Genomic DNA, 22158 nt, shown 5'->3' with positions numbered 1-22158 from the left:
TCCCCCTGCGGTGACCACAGGCTCCGTCTCGGCGGACCGGCTCAGCTCCCAGTCGTCGGCTGCAGGTCCTCGGGCAGCTGGCTCTGCAGCTGCTGCACCTGGTCCTGCAGCCGCTGGACGGCCTGGTCGTCGTTGAGGACGGTCGTGATGCCGATGATGAGCACGAGGCTGACCACCAGGCCGAGCACCGCCAGCACGAGGCCGCCGACGGCGAGGCCGCGCCCGGTGACGCCGACGCGCTTGGTCATCGAGATGCCGACGACGCCGAGCACCAGGCCGATGATCCCGAGCACCAGCGCCAGCGGCGTGAGCAGCAGGGTCAGGGCCGACAGCAGCGACGACAGGCCGAAGACGAGGGCGAAGGTCGCCGCCGCGCTCGTCTTGGCGGGCTTGGGCGACCGCGTGCCCTCGCGCTGCGCGACGCGCCCGCCGGTCGCGGCGCCGGCACCCAGAGCGGCGGCCCGCCCCTCCTCGTAGCCCCGGTCGTAGTCACGACGGTCGTCGCCCCGCTGGTCGTGCGCGGAGCCCGCGGCCCGGGGCAGCGGCTCGGTGCCGCCGCGGTGCGCGTGCCCGCGGACGTCGTCGGCGGGCCGGTCGTCGTGGTGGTCGCCGTCGGGGCGGCGCGCGGGGCGCTCGCCGGGGGAGGTCTCGTGGGCCACGGGGGGCTCCTCGGGGTGGGCGCAGCCGCGGGTGCTGCGGGCGGACCGCCGCGGCGCCCGGACGACGAGCACCCCGGCGGAGGGGACGTCCGAAGGTAGGGGGCGCCGTCGTCGCCCGCGACCGCTGCCGACGGGTGGCGGCGGCGCGGCGCGCCTACGGTCGGCAGGTCCCGCGGCCCCCGCCCCCGCGCCCGTCCCGGCGCCGCGAGTGCCCCACCACCGCCAGGAGGTCCCCCGTGCCCAGCTCGCCCGACGACCGGTCCGACGACGGCGCCGCCCCCGACTCCCCGCGCGCCGGCGTCCTGCTCGACGTCGACGGCACCCTGCTCGACACGAACTTCCTCCACGTCGTCGCGTGGTCCCGGGCCCTGCGCGCGGCGGACGTCCACGGCGTGCCGATGGCGGTGCTGCACCGCGCGATCGGCCTCGGCAGCTCCGAGCTCGTGCGCCGGGTCCTCGGCGACGGCCTCGGCTCCCCGGGCTCGGACGCCGTCGACGACGACCTCGTCGAGGCCGTGACGAGCGGGCACTCCGAGCAGTACGCGCGGATGCGCGAGGAGGTCGAGCCCTTCCCGCGGGCCGCCGACCTCATCGACGCGCTCGCGCAGCGCGACCTCGCCGTCGTCCTCGCGACGAGCGGCGACAAGAGCGACCTCGACTGGATGCTCCCCGCGGTCGGCGCGGGAGACGAGCTGGCCGGCGTGCTCACGTCCGGCGACGTCGAGGCGGCCAAGCCGGCCCCGGACATCTTCGGCCGGGCCGCCGAGGCCCACGGCCTCGACCCGAGCCGCTGCGTCGCGGTGGGGGACACGGTGTGGGACGTCGAGTCCGCCGGCTCCGCCGGCATGCCCTGCATCGCCCTCACCTGCGGCGGCAGCTCGCGCGAGGAGCTGCTCGGCGCCGGCGCCGCCGCGGTGTACCGCGACCCCGCCGACCTGCTGGAGAACCTCGACGGCTCGCCCGTCGGAGAGCTGCTCCGCACGCGCTGAGACGACGCCGGGGCGGGGCCCGCCCCGGCGTCGTCCGGGCGTCAGCGGACGTCGGCCGCCCAGTCGGCGCTGCGCAGCGCGGACTCCGTGCGCCACCGCGCCATGACCTCGAGCAGGCGCTGCTTCACCTCGGCGCACGCCGGGTGGTCCCAGAGGGTGCGCTCCTCGTGCGGGTCGGCCTCGAGGTCGAAGAGCTGGCCCTCGTCGCTGTCGACGAAGGAGACGAGCTTCCAGCGGTCGTCGCGGACCATCGTCATCATCGCCGTGCCGGTGAGGATGTGGTCGCGCGCGTGCTCGGAGAAGGCGTGCTCGCGCCCGGGCCACTCCTCGCCCCGCAGCGCCGGCACCAGCGACTGCGCCTCCATCCAGTGCGGCACCTCGACGCCCGCGAGCTCCAGGACGGTCGGCCCGAGGTCCATCATCGAGGTGAGCCCCTCGACCCGCCGTCCTTCCGCCACGCCGGGCCCGGCCACGATGGCGGGCACCCGGACGCTGGGGTCGTACATCGTCCACTTCTGGCTGTGGCCGTGGTCGTTGAGGCAGTCGCCGTGGTCGGACGTGAAGACGAGGACGGTGTCGTCCCAGACGCCCAGCCGCTCGAGCACCTCGCGCAGGGCGCCGACCTGGTCGTCGAGCATCGTCACGTTGGCCAGGTAGTGCCTCCGCTGGCGCCGCAGCTGCTCGTCGCTCGGGTCCTCGAGGTGGACGACGGCGTCGTGGTCGACCGCCTGGTGGGCGCGCCGGAGCTCCTGCAGCGGCTCGGGCTGAGCGGCCAGGTCCTCCGGGGTGCGGTGGGGCAGGGGCACGTCGCGGTCGGCGTACCGCTCGAGGTAGCGGGGCACCGGGTCGTACGGCGGGTGCGGCCCGGGGAAGCCCACCTGGAGGAAGAAGGGCTGCTCGCCCGGCCGGCTGCCGGTCGTCTCCGGGGAGCCGCCGAGGTAGCGCTCGAGCCACCACCGGGCGAGGTCTCCGACGAAGTGGTCGGGGTGCATGTCCTCCGGGAGCGACCAGGTGAAGGCGCCGAGGTTCTCCCGGTAGTCCTCGCGACCTCGCAGGCTCACGCGGTCGGGCTTCTCCAGCCCCCGCACGTGCAGCGCCTTGTCCCACGAGTCGAGGAAGAACGGCAGGTCGGGGTGCCCGCGGTCCTTGTTCTCCACGACGTGGCGCTCGTGGAAGCCGATCGACGTCTCGTAGGGGTAGGTGTGCATCTTGCCGACGTTGGTGCACCGGTAGCCGGCGGCCGCGAGCCGCTCGACCCACGAGTGGTGCCAGACGTCGTCGTTGCGCAGGACGCCGGTGGAGTGCGGGTACATGCCGGTGAAGAGGCTCGCCCGCGACGGCGCGCACGAGGGCGCGGTCACGTAGGTGCGCGTGAAGGCGGTGCCCTCGGCGACCAGCCGGTCGAGGTGCGGGGTGTCCACGTGGTCGTGGCCCAGCGCTGCGACGGTGTCGAAGCGCTGCTGGTCGGTGATGACGAAGACGACGTTGGGCCGTCGTCCGGTGCTCTTCCCGGGTGCGTCGACCACGGGACCTCCTCGTGCGGGGGGGGGTGGGCCGGCGCGGGACCGCGCCGGTGCGGTGGGGGGACGGGGGCCGCGCCGTCAGGCGCGGGCCCGCTCCTCGACCAGGTCGCGGTCGCGCGTCTCGCCCGCCGCGACGACGCAGGCGAAGCTGATGACGCAGACGACGACGAGGTAGACGACGACCGGCCAGTAGCTGCCCACGGCGGCCGACAGCGCCGTCGCGATGATCGGCGTGGGTGCGCCGCCGAGCAGCGCGGAGACCTGGTAGGCGACGCCGAGACCGGTGTAGCGCATGCGCGTGCCGAAGAGCTCGGAGAACAGCGTCCCCTGGATGCCGAACATGCAGCCCGTGCCGACGGCGAGGGTGACGACGATCGTCAGCCACACCACGACGGTCGACGCGGTCGACAGCAGCGGGAAGTAGGCGGCGCCCATGACGGCGCACACGGCGATGCCGAAGAGGTAGACGGGGCGACGACCGATGCGGTCGGAGACGCGCCCGATGACGGGCAGGAGGACGACCTCGACGGCCGAGGCGATGACGAAGCCCGTGAGCATGAGCTGCTCCGGGAGCCCGAGGGCCGAGGTCGCGTAGGCGATGCCGAAGACGTTGATGACGTTGAACGTCACCGCGTCCGTCATGCGGGCGCCGATGGCCAGGAGGATCTGCCGCGGGTGCTCCTTGACGAGCGCGGCGAGCGGGAAGCGGCGCCGCTCGGAGCTCTCCTCGCTGAAGGTGCGCGTCTCCGGCAGGTGGGCGCGCACGTAGAAGGCGACGACGAGGAACGCCCCGCCCAGCAGGAAGGGGATCCGCCAGCCCCAGGACAGGAAGGCGTCCTCGGGGAGCGTCTCGACGAGCGCGAAGATCCCGGTGGAGGCCAGGAGGCCGACGGGCGTCCCCATCTGGTGGATGCTGCCCATGACGCCGCGCCGGTGGGCCGGGGCGTTCTCGAGGGCCACGAGCGCCCCGCCCCCGAACTCGCCGCCGATGCCGAGCCCCTGCACGAGCCGCAGCGCGATGAGCAGCACGGCCGCCCAGACGCCGACGCTGTCGTAGGTCGGCAGGACGCCGATGAGGAACGTCCCGAGGCCCATGACCAGGATGGTGATCATGAGCATCGGCTTGCGCCCGAGGCGGTCGCCGAAGTGGCCGAAGAGCACCGCCCCGAGGGGGCGCGTGACGAAGCCCGCCGCGAACGTCCCGAAGGCCGCGATGGTGCCTGCGGTCGGCGACGACTCCGGGAAGAAGAGCCGGGCGAAGACGAGCGCCGAGGCGGTGCCGAAGAGGTAGAAGTCGTACCACTCGAGGAAGGCCCCGCTGAAGGCGGCCGCGACGGCGCGGCGCGGTGTCACCGCGGGGTCCCCCGTCGAGGACGGGCTCGCCGACCCCGTCGTGGAGGGGCCCGGCGGCTCGTCCGGGCGTCCGGTGGTGCTCGACATGGGCTCGCCTCCGTCGCGGTCGCTCAGATGAGGGGGGCTCCTCTCATCTGAGAGCCAGCATGCGAGGCCGAGCCGAGCGACCGCAAGTGCAGCGGCGCGGGCCGGTGGCGCTCCGGCGCGCGGGGGCGGGCACCATCGCGGCATGGCGAGCGACGCGGAGACCGGTGGTCCGGGCGGGGACGAGCCCCTCTCCCGCGCGGAGCGGGAGGCCCTGGCGCGGTGGGACGAGGACGCCCTCGGCGTCCAGATGGCGAGCCGCTTCTACCTCGACGACGCGTCCAAGGTGCAGATCGCGAAGGCCTTCGGCGTCAGCCGCTTCCAGGTGGCTCGCCTCATCACCGAGGCCCGTCGGCGGGGCGCCGTCCGCGTCGAGATCACCACGCCCGGCGGCGTCGACCGCGAGCTGAGCGCCGCCCTGCAGGAGGCGCTCGACGTGCCGCGCGCGGTCGTCGTCCAGGCCCCGCCGGCCGGCGGCGAGGGGGCGCCCCGGTCCGCAGCACCGCTCCAGCTCGTCGCCGCGGCCGCGGCCGCCGTCCTGGGCGAGCTCGTCCGCGAGGGCGACGTCCTCGGGATGACGTGGAGCCGGGCCATCGAGGCGATGAGCCACCAGCTGCCGCGCCTGCCGCGCTGCACGGTCGTGCAGCTCGCGGGGGCCGTCCACCCGGCGGACGGGCTGCTCGGGTCGGTCGAGGTCGTCCGCCGGGTGGCCGCGGCCGCGGGGTCCCACGGCCACCCCGTCTACGCGCCGCTCGTCGTCGAGGACGCGGCCACCGCGGCGGGGCTGCGGCGGCAGCCGGAGATCGCGGCCGCCCTCGCGCTGGGGGACCGGCTCGACGTCGCCGTCGTCTCCGTGGGCGCGTGGCGCTCCTCGTGCTCGGCCGTCTACGACCTGCTCGACGAGGAGGTGCGACGGGCGGTCACCGACGCCGGTGCCGTCGGGGAGATCAGCGGCCGGCTCGTCGACGCGGCGGGCGAGCTCGTCGCGACCCCCCTCGACGAGCGGGTCGTCGGCCTGTCGGTCGACCAGCTCCGCCGGGCGCCGCAGCGGCTGGCCACGAGCTACGGCGCCTACCGCGCCGTCGCGACCCGCGCCGCCGCCCGGGCCGGTCTCGTCTCGACGCTCGTCGCGGACGGCGACCTCGCCCGGGCGGTGCTGGACCTGCCGGGGTGAGCCGTCGCTGGGCGGCGGGGGGCCCCGTCAGCGCGCGCGCAGCCGCTCCAGCAGCTCGTCGGCCATGGCGACGCGCTCGACCATGCGCCGCCGGGCGTCCTCGGCGAGGGCGGTGAAGCCGGCGAGCCGCTCCCGCAGCTCCGCCTCCTGCGCCCCGTCGGCCGAGGGCAGCGCGTCCACCACCTCGAGCAGCTCGCGCATCTGCTCGAGGGAGAAGCCCAGCGGCTTCATCCGGCGGATGACGAGGAGGCGGTCGACGTCGCCGGCGGTGTAGAGCCGGAAGCCGCCCTCGCTGCGCGCCGAGGGGCGCAGGAGGTCCACCTCGTCGTAGTGCCGCAGCGTGTGCAGCGAGAGGCCAGTGATCTCGGCGACGCGCCCGATCTGCAGCGGCCGGGCGCCCCCGTCCCCGTCGGCCCTGGCCCCGGCAGCACCGGCCACCGTCAGTGCCCCCCGCCGAGGTGGCCGGCGAGGCGGTCGCGGCGGCGGGCCGAGTGCTCGTCGAGCCCGGTGATGCGCACCGTCTTGCCGCGGGCGGCGTACTTCGTCTCGATGGCGTCCAGCGTCGCCACCGTCGAGGCGTCCCAGACGTTGGCGCCCGACAGGTCGATGACGACGTCGTGCGGGTCGCCGACGTAGTCGAACTGGTGCACCAGGTCGTTGCTGGAGGCGAAGAAGAGCTGGCCGGTGACGGCGTAGACGCGGGTGCCCTCGTCCGGCTGGGCGACCTCGACGACCTCCGTGAGGTGGGCGACGCGACGCGCGAAGAGCGTCATGGCCACGAGCACGCCGACGACGACGCCGTAGGCGAGGTTGTGCGTGGCCACGGTGACGGCGACGGTCGAGAGCATCACCGCGGTCTCCGACAGCGGCATCCGGCGCAGCGTGGCGGGGCGGACGCTGTGCCAGTCGAAGGTCCCCACGGAGACCATCACCATGACGGCGACGAGCGCGGCCATGGGGATCACCGCGACGACGTCGCCGAGGACGACGACGAGCAGGAGGAGGAAGACGCCGGCGAGGAACGTCGAGATCCGCGTGCGGGCCCCGGAGGACTTCACGTTGATCATCGTCTGGCCGATCATCGCGCAGCCGCCGAGGCCGCCGAAGAAGCCGGTGACGATGTTCGCGCCGCCCTGGCCCCAGGCCTCGCGGGTCTTCGAGGAACCGGTGTCGGTGACGTCGTCGACGAGCTTCGCCGTCATGAGGGACTCGAGCAGCCCGACGACGGCGACGCCGAGCGCGTACGGGGCGACGAGCTGCAGCGTCTCCCAGGAGAGCGGCACGTCGGGGAGGAGCAGCGACGGCAGGTCCTGGGGCAGCTCGCCCTGGTCGCCGACGTCCGGCACGGTCACGGACGCGAGGACGACGAAACCGGTGAGCGCGACGATCGCGACGAGGGGCGAGGGCACCGCGGTGGTCAGCCGCGGCAGCAGGACGATGACGGCGATGCCCACGGCCACGAGCGGGTAGACGGCCCACGGCACGTCGACGAGCTGGGGCACCTGCGACATGAAGATGAGGATCGCCAGGGCGTTGACGAAGCCGACCATGACGCTGCGCGGGATGAAGCGCATGAGGCGGGCGACGCCGAGCACGCCGAGGACCACCTGCACGAGTCCGCCGAGGATGACCGCGGCGAAGAGGTACTCCACGCCCTGCTCCCGCACGAGCGGCGCGACGACGAGCGCCGTCGCCCCGGTGGCCGCCGAGATCATCGCGGGCCGGCCGCCGAGGAAGGAGATCGTCACGGCCATCGTGAAGGACGCGAAGAGCCCGAGGCGGGGGTCGACCCCCGCGATGATCGAGAAGGCGATGGCCTCGGGGATGAGCGCCAGGGCCACGACGAGGCCGGCGAGGACCTCGATGCGCAGCCGGCGCGGGTCCTTGAGGGCCTCGAGGACGGAGATGCCGCCGTGCGGCCGCGCGGGCGCGGACACGCGGCGGCGCCCGCCCGAGGACTCGGCGGCGCTCTCCCCGGGGCTCTCCGCGGGGCCGGGGGGCACGGTGCCGACGGTCGCGCCGTCGGCCGTCGTGGCACCGGCGAGGGCGTGCTCGGTCCCGCTGTCGGGGCCGCCCCGGTGGTCGTCGCGGTGGTCGTCCGGCGGTGCGGATGGCGTGCTCATGCGGTCTCCGTCCCGGGCGCGGCGCCGCTCGCGCGGGCGCGCCCGCTCGTCACGTGCTGGCGGGGTGGGCGCGTCGTCGCGCAGAGGTCGGGGTGGCCGTCCGCGGCCGCGCGCTCGTGCGCGGCGGACGTCCGGGGGGCGGCCGGGCCGGTGCCCCGCGGGGGGACCGCGGGCGTGGGCCGGCGTGCCGGCGGGAACTCTACAGGCACCCGAGGGTTGCCCGGTGACGTGCCCCGGCCCGGGAGGGCGGACCCGGGGGGTGGGAGCGCTCTCCTGCGCCTCGGCGACCGGGCGGGCGTCCGGGGGAGGAGACGGCGCGAGCGGGTGACGCGCGCGGGCGCCCGTGCGCCGCAGGCGGTCCGCGGCCGACGGGGGAGGTGTGGGGGACCGCTCGAGCACCGGCACCGGGCGCAGCCCTGCCCGCTGGTGGCACCGCCACGCCCCGGGCTGGCGCGAGATCGAGCCCGGGTGGCAGCGGCGAGCCGCCGCGGCCCTGCTCGTCGCCGTCCTGGGCGCCGTCTCGGTCGCGGCCGTGCTGGGTGGGGACGGGCTGGGTGGGGACGGGCTGGGTGGGGGCGGATCCGCTGGCACCGGGCTGGGCGCCGCCGCGCCGCCCGGCCCGGCGCGGGCGCTCCTCGCAGCCCTGGGGCCGGCCGTCGCCGCGGCGCTCGTCGTCCGGCGCGCCCGGGCGAGCGCCGGCGAGGGGCCCGTGTGGCGGTGGTGGGCCGCGGCGTGCGCCGTCGTCGTCGTGGCGGGGCTGGGCGAGGACGTCGCGGCGGCCCTCGGCGCGGCGGCGCTGCCCGCCGCCGACGCGGGCGGGCTCGTGGCGGCGCTGCTCCTCTACCAGGGGACGCTGCACTGGAACCGGTTCCGCGGGCCCGCGACCGGCCCCGGGGACTGGCTCAACGGGGTGGGCGCGGTCCTCTGCGTCGCCGCGCTCGGCACGCTGCTCCTGCGGTGGACGGGCGCCGAGCTCCCCGGCTCCCTCGTCGCGACCCAGGCGTGGCTGCTCCAGCTCGGCGCCGTGCTCGTGCTCCTGGGGACGCTGCCCACGGTGGCCTCCCTGGCCGGCCTGCTCGCGGACGTCCGCATCTGGGCGCTGACGGCCGCGACGGGCGGGGTCGCGGTGGCGCTCGCGGCCCGCCTCGTCGACCCCGCGGCGGGGACGGCGACGTCCCGCGCGGCCGGCGTCGTGCTCGCCGTCGTGGTCGCGCTCGTGAGCATCACGACGATGGGCGAGCCCCACGCGCCGCGGCCCGCCACGACGTCGGCGTCGACGGGCGGGGCCGTCTTCGTGCTGCTCTTCGCGCTCGCCCTCCTCGTCGTCTCCCGCGGCCCCGTCACGGTCGAGGCCCTCCTGCCCGTGGCCTACGGCGTCCTGGCGGTGCTCGGCGTCGCCGCCCGCGCCGCCCACCTCGTCCGCGACCTCAGCCAGCTCGCCGTCCGGCGCCAGGAGGCGCTGACCGACGACCTGACCGGCGCGGGCAACCGCCGGGGACTCGCCGCCCAGCTGGGCGCGCCGGACGCGGGGCGCGGGAGGGCCCTGCTGCTGCTCGACCTCGACGGCTTCAAGGAGGTCAACGACCGCCACGGCCACGCGACGGGCGACCTGCTGCTGCAGGAGGTCGCCGTGCGCCTCCACGGCGTCCTGCCCGCCGACGCCTACCTGGCGCGCCCGGGAGGCGACGAGTTCGCCGTGGTGCTGGGCCCCCGCTCCGCCGGGTCGGCCCCCGCCGTGGCCGCGGCCGTGGGCCGGGCCCTGGAGCGGCCCGTGCTCCTGGCCGACCGCCGCCTCGTCGTGGGGGGCAGCGTCGGCGTCGCCTGCGCGGACGGCGGCAGCGACCTCACGGGGGAGGAGCTCCTGCGGCGGGCCGACGTCGCGATGTACACGGCGAAGGCCGCCGGCGGGGGCGTCAGCCGCTACGACCGTGAGCTGGACCGGGCGGCGCAGGACGCCGCCCAGGTCCTCGAGGAGCTGCGGGCGCTGCTGGGGCCGGGCTGCGACGCCGAGGGCGGCAGGGGCGGGCGGGCCGACGTCGGGCGGCTCGTCGTCCACCACCAGGTGCAGCTCGACGCCGCGGGCCGCGTCGTCGGCACCGAGGCGCTCGTGCGCTGGAGCCACCCGCGCCGCGGCCTCGTGCCGCCGGACGTCTTCCTGCCGCTCGCCGAGCAGCACGGGCTCATGGGCGCGGTCACCCGGCACGTGCTGCGGCGCGCGCTCGAGGACGCCGCCGTCTGGCGGCGGGAGGGCCGCGCGCTGCGGACGTCGGTCAACCTCTCGACGAGCTGCCTGTCGGACCCGGCGCTGCCCGGCGCCGTCGCCGAGGTGCTGGCGAGCACGGGGACGCCGCCCTCCGCCCTCGTCCTGGAGGTCACGGAGACCACGGTCATGGCCGACCCGGACGCCGCCGTGGCGGCGGCCCGCCGGCTCGTCGCCCTCGGGGCCGGGGTGAGCATCGACGACTACGGCACGGGCTACTCCTCCCTGGCCTACCTGCAGGACCTGCCCGTGACCGAGCTCAAGCTGGACCGCGTGTTCGCCGCCCGCGTCGCCGACGAGCGCACCACCGCCATCGTCGCGGGCACCGTCGAGCTGGCGCACCGGCTGGGTGTGCGGGTCGTCGCCGAGGGCGTCGAGGACGAGGACGTCCTCGCGCGTCTCGTCGCCCTGGGCTGCGACGAGACGCAGGGCTACCTCCACGGCCGCCCCGCCCCGGCGGACGAGGTGCTGGCAGGCTCACCCGCCCCCGCCCGGGAGACCACGCCGGCGGCGACCCCCGTCCCGGGGCCGAGGACGCCGGGTGACGGTCGGGACCGCGCTGCCTCGTCTTCCCTCCCGGCGCCTCCCGTGGTGTAGTTGAAGCGACACGGAGGGTCGACGGGGAGTCTCCACCGCCTCCCGACACCCCTCCTGGAGCCTCGTTGCCCACGACCGCGCCGGCCCCGTCGTGCCCGCAGGCCCCCGACGACGACCGCCCGCGCGAGCACCTCGGCGCGGCCGGCGACCTCCTCCGGGACTTCGCCGGGACGCGGCGGTGAGCGCCCCCGCCGGTCGCGACGAGGCCGGTCGCGGTCAGGCCGGTCGCCGTGACGCCGGGCCCGTCGGGGACAGGGGTCCAGGAGGGCGACCCGCCCGCCGATACACCCGCATGGCCCAGACCGCCGCCCCCGCGAACGCCACGCGACGCCTGCCGCAGCAGCGCCAGAGCTGCAGCGCCGCCCCGGCCGCGAGCCCCCGCCCCGACCTGGCGCCGGGCGTCGAGGACGCCTGGTGGCGCGACGCCGTCGTCTACCAGGTGTACCTGCGCTCCTTCGCCGACGGCGACGGCGACGGCGTGGGCGACCTCGCCGGCCTGCGGTCACGGCTGCCGCACCTGGCGTGGTTGGGCGTCGACGCGCTGTGGATCACCCCGCACTACCCCTCCGGCGGGGCCGACGGCGGCTACGACGTCTGCGACTACCGCTCCGTGGACCCCGAGCTGGGCGACGTCGAGGACGTGCGCCTGCTCGTCGAGGACGCGCACGCCCTGGGCCTGCGCGTGCTGCTCGACGTCGTCCCCAACCACACCTCCGACCAGCACCCGTGGTTCCGGGCGGCGCTCGCCGACCCGGACGGCCCGCACGCCCGCAAGTACGTCTTCGCGCCGCCCTCGGAGGAGCCGCCGAACAACTGGCGCAGCCTCTTCGGCGGCAGCGCGTGGTCGCGCACGCCCGACGGCCGCTGGTACCTGCACCTCTTCTCGCCCGAGCAGCCCGACCTCGACTGGCGCGAGCCCTCCGTCGCGGAGGACTTCGAGGAGACCCTGCGCTTCTGGCTCGACCTGGGCGTCGATGGCTTCCGCGTCGACGTCGCCTACGGCCTCTTCAAGGACGCCGGCCTGCGCGACAACCCGGGCACCTACTCGCCGACGCTCTTCGGGCACGGCGACGAGCAGCGCCACACCTGGGACCAGCCGGAGGTCCACGCCGTCTGGCGGCGCTGGCGGGCGCTCGTGGACTCCTACGGCGACGAGGCAGGGGGGCAGCGGATGCTCGTCGGGGAGGTCTGCCTCGCCGACCTCGACCGGGTCGCCGCCTACGTCCGGCCCGACGAGATGCACCAGTCCTTCGCCTTCCGGCTGCTCAAGTCGCCGTGGGACGCCGCCGCTTTCGCCGAGGGCGTCTGCTCGGCGCTGACGGCGTTCGACCGCGTCGGCGCGCCCGTCTCGTGGGTGCTCGGCAACCACGACAAGGACCGCCAGGTCACCCGCTTCGGCGGCGGCGCGCACGGCCTCTCCCGCGCCCGGTCCGCGGCGATGCTCCTCCTCGCGCTGCCCGGCTCGCCGTACCTCTACGCCGGCGAGGAGCTCGGCCTGCCGCAGGTCGTCGTCCCGGACGAGGCCAAGCAGGACCCGATCTTCTTCCGCTCGGGCGGCCTGCGCGCCGGCCGCGACGGGTGCCGCATCCCCATGCCCTGGACCACCGGCCCCGCGGCCGGCTTCTCCGCGGAGGGCTCGGCGCCGCCGTGGCTGCCCCAGCCGGCCGGCTGGGAGGAGCTGTCCGTCGAGCGGCAGGCGGCCGACCCGGCGTCGACGCTGCAGCTCTACCGCACCGCTCTCGTCCTGCGCCGCGAGCTGCGCGCGCTCGGCCGCGGCCCGGCCTCCCTCGAGCGGCGGGGCGACGTCCTCGTCGTCCACCGCGGCGACGACGCCACCGGGCGCGTCTCCTGCTGGGTCAACATGGGGCACGAGGCCGTCGCCGTCCCGTGCGACGGCGAGGTCCTCCTCGCCTCGGAGGGCTCGGTCACGGCCGGCGACGGCTGGGTGAGCCTGCCCGCCAGCACGGCCGTGTGGGTCTCCGCTCCCGCGGCGGGCTGATCGCCCGCAGGCTCGGTCGTCCCCGGGCCCGGACCGGCTGCTGCCGGCCCACGACAGCGGCGACGGCCTGCACCCGGGGGACGCCGGCTACGCGGCCCTCGCCGCGGCGGTCGACCTCGACGACCTCGACTGCGACCGCTGAGGCGGGCGTCCGCGCGGCGTCGGGCCGGAGGTCGACCCGCGCAGCGGCTGAGCACCTCCGGTGGCCGAGGGCCCTGCGGCCCGGGGGCCGCAGGGGTCAGAGGTCCTGGGCCAGCGTGAGCGCGGCGCCGTCCGGGTCCTGCACCGAGGCCACGCGCTGGCCCCACGAGACGTCCTGGGGCTCGGCGAGGACGGCGCCGCCGAGGTCGACCGCCCGCCCGACGGCCGACGCGACGTCGCGGACCCCGAGCGTGAGCACGGCCCGCCCCGGCCCGGGCTCGGCTCCGTCCTCGGCCACGAGGCTCAGCGCGACGCCGTCGAGGTCGAAGACGACGGCCACCGCCGGGCCGTCCTCGGGCGTGCGACCCACCGGGTCGGCGCCGAGGACGCCCGCGTAGAAGGCGGCCAGGCGCTCGAGGTCGGGGGTCGTGAGGGCGATCTCCACGGTGCTCACGCCCTCACCGTGCCCCACCCGCCGACCCCCGGCGAGGCGGTGCGCCGTCGACGCCGCACAGCGACCTGCGGAACGCGCGTCCACCCTGCGTCACCGCGGGTCAGGCGCGTGCGCCACCTCTAGGGGCGCCGTTGCGCAGGTCGCTGTGCGGATGTCGACGGGCTCGCGCTCCGGGGTCGACAGGCCGGGGTCGACGGGCGGCCCGCGTCAGCCGCGGGGCACCGCCCGCAGCGCCACGCGGAAGGCCCGCGCCGAGGGCCGCAGCTGGTGCTGCGGCAGGACGTCGAGCCCGCAGGCCCGCGAGCCGAGCCCGTGCTGCGCGGCGTCCAGGTGCAGCACCACGCGGTCCGAGGCGGGGAGCTCGTGGTCGTGCGCGGCCGCCGCCAGCTCCTGGGGCGTCCAGCGCCGGGCGGTGAAGCCGACCCGGGCCTCGCCCGGGCGGTCGGCGAGCGAGGCCACGTGCAGGCCGCCCTCGGCGCCCGCCAGCTGCGCCCACCGCAGGTCGGGGCGGTGGCCGCTCTCCTGGGGCCGGCTGTAGGCGACGACGAGGTCGTCGACCGGGCGGGTGAAGGCCCCGACGACCGCCGCGCGGGCCGAGTCGGCGTACGACTCCTCCGGCCCCGTGCCGAACCACGTCGCCGTCCCGACCGAGGCGGGCAGGTCGAGGCGCACCCCGACCCGCGGCCAGGTGCCCGTCCACGGGCCCGTGGGCGAGACCTCGACGGCCAGCTCGGCCGCGCCGTCCGCACCGGCGGACCAGCGGTAGGTGACGTCGACGCCGAGGTCCGTGCTCGGCAGGCCCGCGCGCGAGCGGACCACCACCTCGCGCTCGCCGACGTCGACGGACCGCACGCGGTGCTGGAGCAGGTGCAGCCCCAGCGCGGCCCAGCGCTCGGCGGACGACGGGTGGTCCGTGCCCTCGCCGGCGCTCTCGGCGGGGGAGACGTCCTCGTAGCCGTGGGGGGTGCGCCCGCGGTCGTTGTCGGTCGGGGCGCGGAACAGCTCGAGCTGCGGCCCGTCGACGGGCAGGTCGCCCACGGCCACCAGCCGCCCGGTGCTCAGGTCGAGGACGGCGTCGCCGACCCGGGCGGTGCGCCCGTCGTCCGCGACGACGACGGGGGCGCCCGCCGGGCGCGCGGGTGCCAGGGCCCGCGGCGGCGTCACGTCGAGCTGCGCGCGGGCGACGACGTGCCCGGCGTCGGCCCAGCCCGTGGCCGCGGCGAGCGCCCCCTCGACGACGAGCCAGTCCTCCGCACCCCCCGGCGTCGGGCCGGCTGCGGCGGCCGGGTCGGGCAGCCCGAGGACGGCCCCTCCGCCGGCCTCGACCGGCGCCGCCTCGAGGTCTCCGGACGCGACGACCTCGCCGTCGCGCTCGACCCGCCAGGCCAGCGCGAGGTCGGCCGTGCTGGCCGTGTGGCGGCGGTTGGTGACCTCGAGCAGCGGCCCGGCCCCGGGGCGGGCGGGGTGGAGCGCCAGCTGCACGGCGCCGACGACGGCCGCCCACTCGGCGAGCCCGGGCGAGGGCGTCCCGTCGGAGAGCACGAGCCCGTCGGTGACGAAGTTGCCGTCGTGGATCGGCTCGCCGAAGTCGCCGCCGTAGGCGAAGAAGGGGGTCCCGTCCTCGGTGCGGTGCGCGAGCCCGTGGTCGCGCCACTCCCACACGAAGCCGCCGTGGACGCGCGGGTGCCGCCACGTCAGCGCGTCGTACTCGGCGACGGCGCCGGGCCCGTTGCCCATGGCGTGCACGTACTCGCACAGGAGGAACGGCTGCGCGCGCACCGCCGCGGCCTGCGCGGGCGTCGTCCAGCGCACCGGCCCGACGCCGGAGCCGATGGCCTCGACCTCCTCGAGCGTCGGGTACATGCGGCTGTAGACGTCGGTGTAGGCGGCCGTGTGGTCGCCCTCGTAGTGGATCGGCCGGGTGCTGTCCCGCCGCCGGATCTCCGCGGCCGCCGCGGCGAGGTTGCGCCCGGTGCCGGCCTCGTTGCCGAGGCTCCAGAGGACGACGCAGGCGTGGTTCTTGTCGCGCTCGACGGTGCGGGCCACGCGGTCGCGGTACGCCTCCTCCCACGCCGGGTCGTCGCTGGGGTTGCCGCGCCACGGCGCGCCGGGGGTCAGCTCGAAGCCGTGGGTCTCGAGGTCGTTCTCGAGCACGACCCAGAAGCCCATCTCGTCCATGAGGTCGAGCAGGCGCGGGTGCGGCGGGTAGTGGCTCGTGCGGATCGCGTCCACCCCGTGCCGCTTCATGAGGGCGAGGTCCTCGCGGGCGTGCACCTCGTCGAAGACCCGGCCGCGGTCGGCGGCCACCTCGTGGCGGTTGACGCCGCGGAAGACGACGCGGCGGCCGTTGACGAGGAACTGGTCGCCGACGACCTCCACGGTCCGGAAGCCGGCGCGCAGGGAGGCGGTCTCACCGCGCGAGGACACCTCGACGTCGTAGAGGCGCGGCACCTCGGCGCTCCACGGCTCCACGGCGTCGACGTCGACGGGCGCGACGTCGTCCGGCCCCTCCCACGTCACCTCGACGCCGAGCCCGGGCGCGCGCAGGACGACGGGGTAGGCGTCCGCCCCCGCCGTGACGCGGACGTCGAGGCGGCCCGCGCCGGTGCGGTGGTCGTAGCCGGCGTCGAGGGCGACGTCGTCGAGCGCCCCGGCGGGCCGGGCGAGCAGCGTCACCTCGCGGAAGACGCCGGGCAGCCACCACTGGTCCTGGTCCTCGAGGTACGTCGCCGCCGACCACTGGTGCACGCGCAGCAGCAGCGCGTTCTCGCCCGGGCGCACGAGCCCCGTGACGTCGAGCTCCTGCTGCAGGCGGCTGCCCGTGCCGGTGCCGACCTCGACGCCGTTGAGCCAGGCGCGCCAGGCGCTCTCGACGCCGTCGAGGCGCAGGACGTGGCGCTCGGCCCCGGTCCACGCGTCCGCCTCGGGGCCCTCGTCCGGCACCGTGAAGGAGCGCAGGTGGTCGCCCGTCGGGTTCTCCGTGGGCACGTGCGGCGGGTCCACGGGGAAGGGGTAGACGACGTTCGTGTACCAGGGCCGCCCGTACCGGCCGTCGCCGTGCATCACCCAGTGCGAGGGCACGGGCAGGTCGTCCCAGCCCTCCGCCGCACCGCTCGACGGGACGGCGCCCGGCTCGGACAGCGCGGCCAGCGCGGCGTCGTCCTCCCCGCCGCCGAGGGCGGTGGGCCACAGGCGGAAGCGCCACGTGCCCGAGAGGTCGAGCTCGGGGGCGTCGGAGCGGACGCGCGCGCGGGGCGCGCAGCGCCGCCCGCTGCCCGGGGAGGTGCTCTCCAGGTGGGCGGGGAGGGCGGGCAGCGCGCGGTGCGGGGAGGTCACGCCGGGACGGCTCCTTCGGTGGGCCCGCCGCGCGTCGGCGCCGCAGGACGGTCAGCAGGTCGGGTCGCCGCCGACGAGCACGCCGCCGGTGGTGAGCCGCGCCAACTCTGGCAGACGCCGCCCGGCGCCCCGCCCACCTCGCCGCCGCCCGGACGGCGTCGCCCGCCTCCGTGCGGGAGCACCTCGCCGCGGACTTCGTCGCCTTCTTCCCCTCTCGGGGCGCCCCCGGGCGGTCCTTCGTCGCCTTCGTCCCCTCTCGGGGCCCCCCGGGCCGGACTTCGTCGCCCTCCTTCGCTGCCGGAGGTCCCGGGCGAGGTGGGCAGACCCCCTCAGCCGCGGTCGGCGACCCGCGCCCGGTACGCCGCAGCCGCGGCGCGGTTGCCGCACCCGCCGTCGCAGAAGCGCTTGGAGCGGTTGCGGGAGAGGTCCACGAGGACGTCGTCGCAGTCCTCCGCCGCGCACGTGCGCAGCCGCGAGCGCTCGCCCGAGCGCAGGACGTCGACGAGCGCCATGGCCGCCTCGACCGCCATCCGCTCGGCCAGGGGCGCGTCCGGCGTCGTGGCGTGCAGGTGCCAGTCCCACCCGTCGTGGCGCACGAGCTGCGGCAGGGCCCGCGCCCGGGCGAGGAGGTCGTTGACGCCGGTGACCTGCTCCTCCTCCTCACCCGTCCACAGCCGCCGCAGCCGCGGTCGCAGGGCCCGGACGGCGTCCAGCTCGGCGGCGTCGTGGGTGCGCGACCCCGTGTAGTCCCACTCCTCGACGAAGGCGTCGAGGTCGCCGGTGGTCGCCAGCTGGTCGACCCCTTCCCGCCGGTGCCCGGGCGCCGCCGGGGGAGCGGTGTTGACGAGCGCAGCCGCCGTCGTCAGCGACACCTCCGTGTCATGGGCGAAGACCATGTTGACTCCTGACGTCGACGTCCCTAGCGTCACCAGCGTACGCACCGATGACTGATGACGACCCGGTCGGCGACGACCGATGGAGGAGGTGGACCGCATGAGCGCCCCCACGACGACGGTCCCCGCCACCGGCCGCACCCGGGCCGTCGGCCTCGCGGTCGCGCTGCTGTCGGCGCTGGCCTTCGGCACCTCCGGGACCCTAGGCAAGGGCCTGCTCGAGGCGGGCTGGACGCCGGGGGCCGCCGTCCTCGTGCGGGCGGTCGTCGGTGCCGCGGTCCTGCTCGTGCCCGCGGCGCTCGTCCTCCGCGGGCGCTGGCACCTCCTGCGCGCGGACGCCGGGCTCGTCGTCGCCTACGGCGTCATCGCCGTGGCGGGCTGCCAGCTCGCCTACTTCACCGCCGTGCAGACGGTGTCGGTCGGCGTCGCGCTGCTGCTGGAGTACCTCGCCCCGGCGCTCCTCGTGCTCCTGGCGTGGGTGCGCGGCCGCCGGCCCTCCCCGCTCGTGGCGCTCGGCACGGTCCTGGCGCTGGGCGGGCTCGTCCTCGTGCTCGACCTCACCGGCTCGGTCCGCGTGGACCCGGTCGGCGTCGCGTGGGCCCTGCTCGCGGCGTGCGGTCTCGCGGCCTACTTCGCGTTGTCGGCCCGGCCCGGCGCGGGGCTGCCCCCGCTCGTGCTCGCGACCGGCGGCCTGGTCGTCGGCGCCGCCGTCCTCGGGCTGGCCGGGCTCGTGGGGCTCGTGCCGCTCGCCGTCTCGGGCGGCGACGTGCTGCTCGCCGGCGCCCAGGTGCCCTGGTGGGTCGCCGTCCTCGGGCTCGGCGTCGTCGCCGGCGCGATCGCCTACGCCACCGGCGTGGCCGGGGCCCGGCGCCTGGGCTCGCGCACGGCCTCCTTCGTCGGGCTCACCGAGGTCGTCTTCGCCGTCCTCGTCGCCTGGGTGCTGCTCGGCCAGCTCCCCGTGCCGGTGCAGCTGCTCGGCGGGGCGCTCATCGTCGCCGGGGCCGTCGCGGTCAACGCCGACGAGGGCCGCGCCGCCCGCCCGGCGCGCTCCGCGCGCCCCGGCCGCGCCGCCCGCCGCCGGTCGCCCGTCCCCGTCGAGGGCCCGCCGGCCCCCTGAGGCGCGCCGCCGGGGAGGACGAAGATGCAACCGGCGCGCGGAGGCGCAGGTCAGCGCCCCGCGCTGCCGCGAGCGGAGGGGTTCGTCCTCCCCGACGGCAGCCGTCCCGCGCACAGCGACCTGCGGAGGGCGCGGTCGCGCAGCGTCACCGCAGGTCAGGGCCTCGCGATCACCGCGGACGAGCCGTCGCGCAGGTCGGTGTGCGGCTCAGGCGTCGCGGCGCTGCAGCAGCACGAGCCCGGCGACGAGCGGGACCACGGCCCAGCCGACGAGCACGAGCACCGCGGCCGTCGTCCCGTACGGCGCCGAGCCGTCGAGCTGGGCGAAGGACAGCGCGGCCGAGACGGGGGTGTGCTCCGACGCCGTCGTGAGCCAGTCCACGCCGAAGACGGGCAGCAGCGGCGGCGCGACGAAGACGAGCGCCACGAGCAGCGTGATGGTGCCGGCGGTGCTGCGGAGCACCGCCCCGACGCCGAGGCCGAGCAGGGCGAGCGAGACCATCCCTGCCGCGTTGGCGAGGACGGCGCCGAGCACGCCGTCGTCCCCGAGCCCGACCCGCACGTCCTCGGGGAAGAAGGACGCCCCGAGCAGCAGCGCGGCGAAGGAGACGACCAGCGCGACGACGCCCGCGAGCACGAGGAGCACGAGCGCCTTCGCGAGGAGCACCGGCCAGCGGCGGGGGACGGCGGTGAGCGTCGCCGTGATGGTGCCGGTGGCGTACTCGCCCGTGACCGCCAGGCCGCCGAGGACCGCGAGCAGCAGAGCCGCGAGGGACGTCGAGGAGAGGATCGGCACGAGCTGGCCCGTCGGGCCGGTCTGGAACCCGCCCGGCGGGCCCCCGGGCGGCACCTGCCCGCTCGTCTCCGCGGCCTCCAGCGCCTGGGAGACGCCCCAGCCGGACAGCGTGGCGACGCCGATCCCGAGGACGAGGACGACGAGCACGAGGACCCACGTCGAGCGCAGCGTGGCGAGCTTCGTCCACTCGCCGCCGACCACCCGCGGCAGCGACGCGCCGCCGGACCCGGTGCTCTGCGACCCGGCGACCCCCCGGCGGGTGCCGCGCGACCCTCCGCCCACCGTGCTCGTGCTGCTCATCGTGCGCCTCCCTCGGCTGCGGTCCCGGCGGGCTCGGCGTCGTCGGTGCGGTACTCGCGGCTGTCGCGGGTGAGGGCCATGTAGGCCTCCTCGAGCGTCGAGGTCCGCGCGTGCAGCTCGTGCAGGACGACGCCGTGGCGGCCCGCCACCTCGCCGACCTGCGCGGCGGTCGCGCCGTGCACCTCGAGCCGGTCGGCGTCCCCCGTGGTGGCCGACCGCGCCCCGACGCCGCGCAGCAGCACCGCGAGGCGCGCGGCCTGCGGCGAGCGCACGGTGACGGCGGCGTCCTGCGTGCGGGCGGTGAGCTCGGTGACGCTCGTGTCGGCCAGCAGCCGGCCGCGCCCGACGACGACGAGGTGGTCGGCGGTCTGCGCCATCTCGCTCATGAGGTGGCTGGAGACGAGGACGGCGCGGCCCTCGGCGGCGAGCCCCCTGAGCAGGGTGCGGATCCACAGGACGCCGTCGGGGTCGAGGCCGTTGACCGGCTCGTCGAGCATGACGACGGCCGGGTCGCCGAGCAGCGCCGTCGCGATGCCGAGGCGCTGGCCCATGCCGAGCGAGAAGCCGCCGACGCGCTTGCGGGCGACGCCGGTGAGCCCGACGAGCTCGATCACCTCGTCGACCCGACGGGCCGGGATGCCCTCCGTGCGCGCCAGCGCGAGCAGGTGCGCGCGGGCGCTGCGACCGGGGTGGACGGCTCGGGCCTCCAGCAGCGCCCCGACCTCGCGCAGCGGCGCCCGGTGCTCGCGGTAGTGCTTGCCGCCGACGAGCGCCTCGCCGGACGTCGGCCGGTCGAGGCCGAGGAGCAGGCGCATCGTCGTCGACTTCCCCGCGCCGTTCGGCCCGAGGAAGCCGGTGACGGAGCCCGGCCGCACGGTGAACGAGAGGTCGTCGACCGCCGTCTTCGCGCCGTAGCGCTTGGTCAAGCCCCTGGCCTCGATCACGGGTCCAGGCTAGGGGCCCGAGGCGGGCGGCCCGCCCCGCCCGACCAGGGCCCTCCGGCCCTGCGCCGTCGCGGGGCTGCGCGCACGGGGCTCCTCCACCACCATCGCGGGGGCCGCGCGATCACCCGGGCGGCCGGTCGACGCCGAGGGGGACCCGTGGAGCAGCTGCACCTCGTCTACGCCGTGGTGGGCGTCGTCGGCGTCGCGCTGGCGCTGCTGAGCACGGTGGTGCGCCGGTCACCGGTGAGCGAGCCGCTCGTCGCGCTCGTGCTCGGCGTCCTCGTGGGCCCGGCGGTCCTCGGGCTCGTCGTCGTGCCCGACGACGTCCGCGACCCCCTGCTGCTCGAGGGCACGCGCCTGCTGCTGGCCTGGTCGGTGATGGCCGCGGCCCTGCGCTTCCGGTTCAGCGGGATCCGGTCGGTCGTGCGACCGGTCGTGCTCCTGCTCGTCCTCGTCATGCCGCTCGCGATGCTCCTCAGCGGGGCGGCGGCCCTGGCCATGGGCCTGCCCCTCGGGCTCGCCCTGCTCGTGGGCGCGTGCCTGTCCCCGACCGACCCCGTCCTCGCGTCCTCCGTCGTCTCCGGCGGGCCCGCCGAGCAGGACCTCCCGGCGCGGCTGCGGCAGGTGCTCACCGGCGAGAGCGGCGCCAACGACGGCCTCGGCCTGCCCTTCGTCCTCCTCGGCCTCGCCGCGGTGCTGCCCGACGAGGGCCTCGGGACGGCGGTCGGTGACGCCGTCCGCGAGGTCGTCGTCGCCGTCGTCGTCGGCGTCGTGCTGGGGACGCTCGCCGGGCGCCTCGTGCCGCGCGCGGACGACGACCGCACCCTCGCCGGTGGCCCGCGCCTCGTCATCACGCTCCTCCTGGCCGTCGCGGTGCTGGGCGTGGCGCGGGTGGCGGGCGCCGACGGCGTCCTCGCCGTCTTCGTCGCGGGCCTCGCCTACAACCGGGTCGTGCCGACGTCGGACCGCGAGCCGCAGAGCTCCCTCGACGAGGCGGTCAACCGCTACGCCGTGCTGCCGTTCTTCCTCGTGCTCGGCGTCGTCCTGCCGTGGGCGGACTGGGCCGACCTCGGGTGGGGCGCCGCCGTCTTCGCCGTCGCCGTGCTGCTGGTCCGCCGGCTGCCGGCGCTCCTGCTGCTGCACCGGCCCCTCGGGCTGTCCGGCCGCGACGGCGCCTTCGCCGGCTGGTTCGGCCCCATGGGCGTCAGCGCCGTCTTCTACCTCGTCTACAGCCTCGACGAGGGCGTCACCGACCCGCGCCTGTTCGCGGCCGGGTCGCTCGCCGTCGCCGTGAGCACGCTCGCCTTCGGCGTCACGGCCGCGCCGGCGACGCGGCGGTACGGGCGGGTCGCGCAGGGGTAGCGCCCGGCCCTCCCCCGAGGCCGTGCCGGTCGGGGCGCCGACGGGTGGCAGGGTG

At 76.9% G+C, this 22158-nt stretch carries 16 protein-coding genes; 6 read left to right on the top strand and 10 right to left on the bottom strand.

Going from position 1 to position 22158, the window contains the following annotated elements:
- Positions 1 to 41: 41 nt before the first annotated feature.
- Complete coding sequence (locus WDV85_RS11090; RefSeq protein WP_339570668.1) at positions 42 to 659, bottom strand: hypothetical protein; 618 nt, start codon at positions 657 to 659, stop codon at positions 42 to 44.
- A 236-nt stretch (positions 660 to 895) separates the two neighbouring features.
- Here WDV85_RS11090 and WDV85_RS11085 point away from each other — a divergent pair, with 236 nt between their 5' ends.
- Positions 896 to 1648 carry an HAD family hydrolase gene (locus WDV85_RS11085; protein WP_339570667.1) on the top strand — a complete coding sequence of 251 codons (753 nt, stop codon included), beginning with the start codon at positions 896 to 898 and terminating at the stop codon, positions 1646 to 1648.
- Positions 1649 to 1689: 41 nt separating this feature from the next.
- On the opposite strand, the gene WDV85_RS11080 is transcribed toward WDV85_RS11085, so the two are convergent.
- Both WDV85_RS11080 and WDV85_RS11075 read right to left on the bottom strand, forming a co-directional pair.
- Positions 1690 to 3174: a sulfatase family protein gene (locus WDV85_RS11080; RefSeq protein WP_339570666.1), complete on the bottom strand. Its 1485-nt coding sequence runs from the start codon at positions 3172 to 3174 to the stop codon at positions 1690 to 1692.
- Between the two features lie 75 nt (positions 3175 to 3249).
- Positions 3250 to 4611, bottom strand: a complete 1362-nt coding sequence (locus tag WDV85_RS11075; protein WP_339570665.1) for an MFS transporter — start codon at positions 4609 to 4611, stop codon at positions 3250 to 3252.
- Between the two features lie 142 nt (positions 4612 to 4753).
- On the opposite strand from WDV85_RS11075, the gene WDV85_RS11070 reads away from it, so the two are divergent.
- The gene (locus WDV85_RS11070; RefSeq protein ID WP_339570664.1) at positions 4754 to 5782 is read left to right on the top strand and encodes a sugar-binding transcriptional regulator; all 1029 of its coding nucleotides are present in this window, start codon (positions 4754 to 4756) and stop codon (positions 5780 to 5782) included.
- Positions 5783 to 5809: 27 nt separating this feature from the next.
- Here WDV85_RS11070 and WDV85_RS11065 read toward each other — a convergent pair whose 3' ends face one another.
- The gene (locus tag WDV85_RS11065; protein WP_339570663.1) at positions 5810 to 6220 is read right to left on the bottom strand and encodes a MerR family transcriptional regulator; all 411 of its coding nucleotides are present in this window, start codon (positions 6218 to 6220) and stop codon (positions 5810 to 5812) included.
- 2 nt (positions 6221 to 6222) lie between these two features.
- A complete protein-coding gene (locus WDV85_RS11060) occupies positions 6223 to 7905 on the bottom strand; it encodes a SulP family inorganic anion transporter (RefSeq protein WP_339570662.1) in 1683 nt (560 codons plus the stop codon).
- Positions 7906 to 8284: 379 nt separating this feature from the next.
- Here WDV85_RS11060 and WDV85_RS11055 point away from each other — a divergent pair, with 379 nt between their 5' ends.
- Both WDV85_RS11055 and WDV85_RS11050 read left to right on the top strand, forming a co-directional pair.
- On the top strand, positions 8285 to 10762 hold the full coding sequence (locus tag WDV85_RS11055; protein WP_339570661.1) for a putative bifunctional diguanylate cyclase/phosphodiesterase: 2478 nt from the start codon (positions 8285 to 8287) through the stop codon (positions 10760 to 10762).
- A gap of 292 nt (positions 10763 to 11054) precedes the next feature.
- Positions 11055 to 12761 carry a glycoside hydrolase family 13 protein gene (locus WDV85_RS11050; RefSeq protein ID WP_339570660.1) on the top strand — a complete coding sequence of 569 codons (1707 nt, stop codon included), beginning with the start codon at positions 11055 to 11057 and terminating at the stop codon, positions 12759 to 12761.
- Positions 12762 to 12999: 238 nt separating this feature from the next.
- Here WDV85_RS11050 and WDV85_RS11045 read toward each other — a convergent pair whose 3' ends face one another.
- The 3 genes from WDV85_RS11045 to WDV85_RS11035 all read right to left on the bottom strand — a co-directional run bounded on the left by WDV85_RS11045 (position 13000) and on the right by WDV85_RS11035 (position 17588).
- Entirely contained in the window at positions 13000 to 13356 is a 357-nt protein-coding gene (locus tag WDV85_RS11045; protein WP_339570659.1) for a VOC family protein, read from the bottom strand.
- A 207-nt stretch (positions 13357 to 13563) separates the two neighbouring features.
- Entirely contained in the window at positions 13564 to 16692 is a 3129-nt protein-coding gene (locus WDV85_RS11040; RefSeq protein ID WP_339570658.1) for a glycoside hydrolase family 2 TIM barrel-domain containing protein, read from the bottom strand.
- 329 nt (positions 16693 to 17021) lie between these two features.
- Entirely contained in the window at positions 17022 to 17588 is a 567-nt protein-coding gene (locus tag WDV85_RS11035) for a CGNR zinc finger domain-containing protein (RefSeq protein ID WP_298990756.1), read from the bottom strand.
- 97 nt (positions 17589 to 17685) lie between these two features.
- Between WDV85_RS11035 and WDV85_RS11030 the strand changes: the two genes are divergently transcribed.
- A complete protein-coding gene (locus WDV85_RS11030) occupies positions 17686 to 18702 on the top strand; it encodes an EamA family transporter (RefSeq protein ID WP_298990754.1) in 1017 nt (338 codons plus the stop codon).
- Positions 18703 to 18909: 207 nt separating this feature from the next.
- On the opposite strand, the gene WDV85_RS11025 is transcribed toward WDV85_RS11030, so the two are convergent.
- Positions 18910 to 19797, bottom strand: coding sequence for an ABC transporter permease subunit (locus WDV85_RS11025; protein WP_339570657.1), 888 nt, complete (start codon positions 19795 to 19797; stop codon positions 18910 to 18912).
- Positions 19794 to 20741 carry an ABC transporter ATP-binding protein gene (locus WDV85_RS11020; protein WP_339570656.1) on the bottom strand — a complete coding sequence of 316 codons (948 nt, stop codon included), beginning with the start codon at positions 20739 to 20741 and terminating at the stop codon, positions 19794 to 19796. Before WDV85_RS11020 ends, WDV85_RS11025 begins: the two co-directional genes overlap by 4 nt.
- A gap of 156 nt (positions 20742 to 20897) precedes the next feature.
- Between WDV85_RS11020 and WDV85_RS11015 the strand changes: the two genes are divergently transcribed.
- Entirely contained in the window at positions 20898 to 22103 is a 1206-nt protein-coding gene (locus WDV85_RS11015) for a cation:proton antiporter domain-containing protein (protein WP_339570655.1), read from the top strand.
- Positions 22104 to 22158 lie beyond the last annotated feature (55 nt).

It is taken from the genome of Pseudokineococcus sp. 5B2Z-1 (genome assembly GCF_037482305.1).
In the GTDB taxonomy this organism is placed as follows: domain Bacteria; phylum Actinomycetota; class Actinomycetes; order Actinomycetales; family Quadrisphaeraceae; genus Pseudokineococcus.
Note: the sequence above shows the minus strand (reverse complement) of the source record. Positions and strands in the feature narration are given on the sequence as shown.

What these genes read in the sequence shown, in the direction of transcription:
- WDV85_RS11070 (WP_339570664.1), top strand. Translation starts at nt 4,754, where the DNA reads ATGGCGAGCGACGCGGAGACCGGTGGTCCGGGCGGGGACGAGCCCCTC.
- WDV85_RS11075 (WP_339570665.1), bottom strand. Translation starts at nt 4,611, where the DNA reads ATGTCGAGCACCACCGGACGCCCGGACGAGCCGCCGGGCCCCTCCACG.
- WDV85_RS11050 (WP_339570660.1), top strand. Translation starts at nt 11,055, where the DNA reads ATGGCCCAGACCGCCGCCCCCGCGAACGCCACGCGACGCCTGCCGCAG.
- WDV85_RS11030 (WP_298990754.1), top strand. Translation starts at nt 17,686, where the DNA reads ATGAGCGCCCCCACGACGACGGTCCCCGCCACCGGCCGCACCCGGGCC.
- WDV85_RS11025 (WP_339570657.1), bottom strand. Translation starts at nt 19,797, where the DNA reads ATGAGCAGCACGAGCACGGTGGGCGGAGGGTCGCGCGGCACCCGCCGG.
- WDV85_RS11060 (WP_339570662.1), bottom strand. Translation starts at nt 7,905, where the DNA reads ATGAGCACGCCATCCGCACCGCCGGACGACCACCGCGACGACCACCGG.
- WDV85_RS11035 (WP_298990756.1), bottom strand. Translation starts at nt 17,588, where the DNA reads ATGGTCTTCGCCCATGACACGGAGGTGTCGCTGACGACGGCGGCTGCG.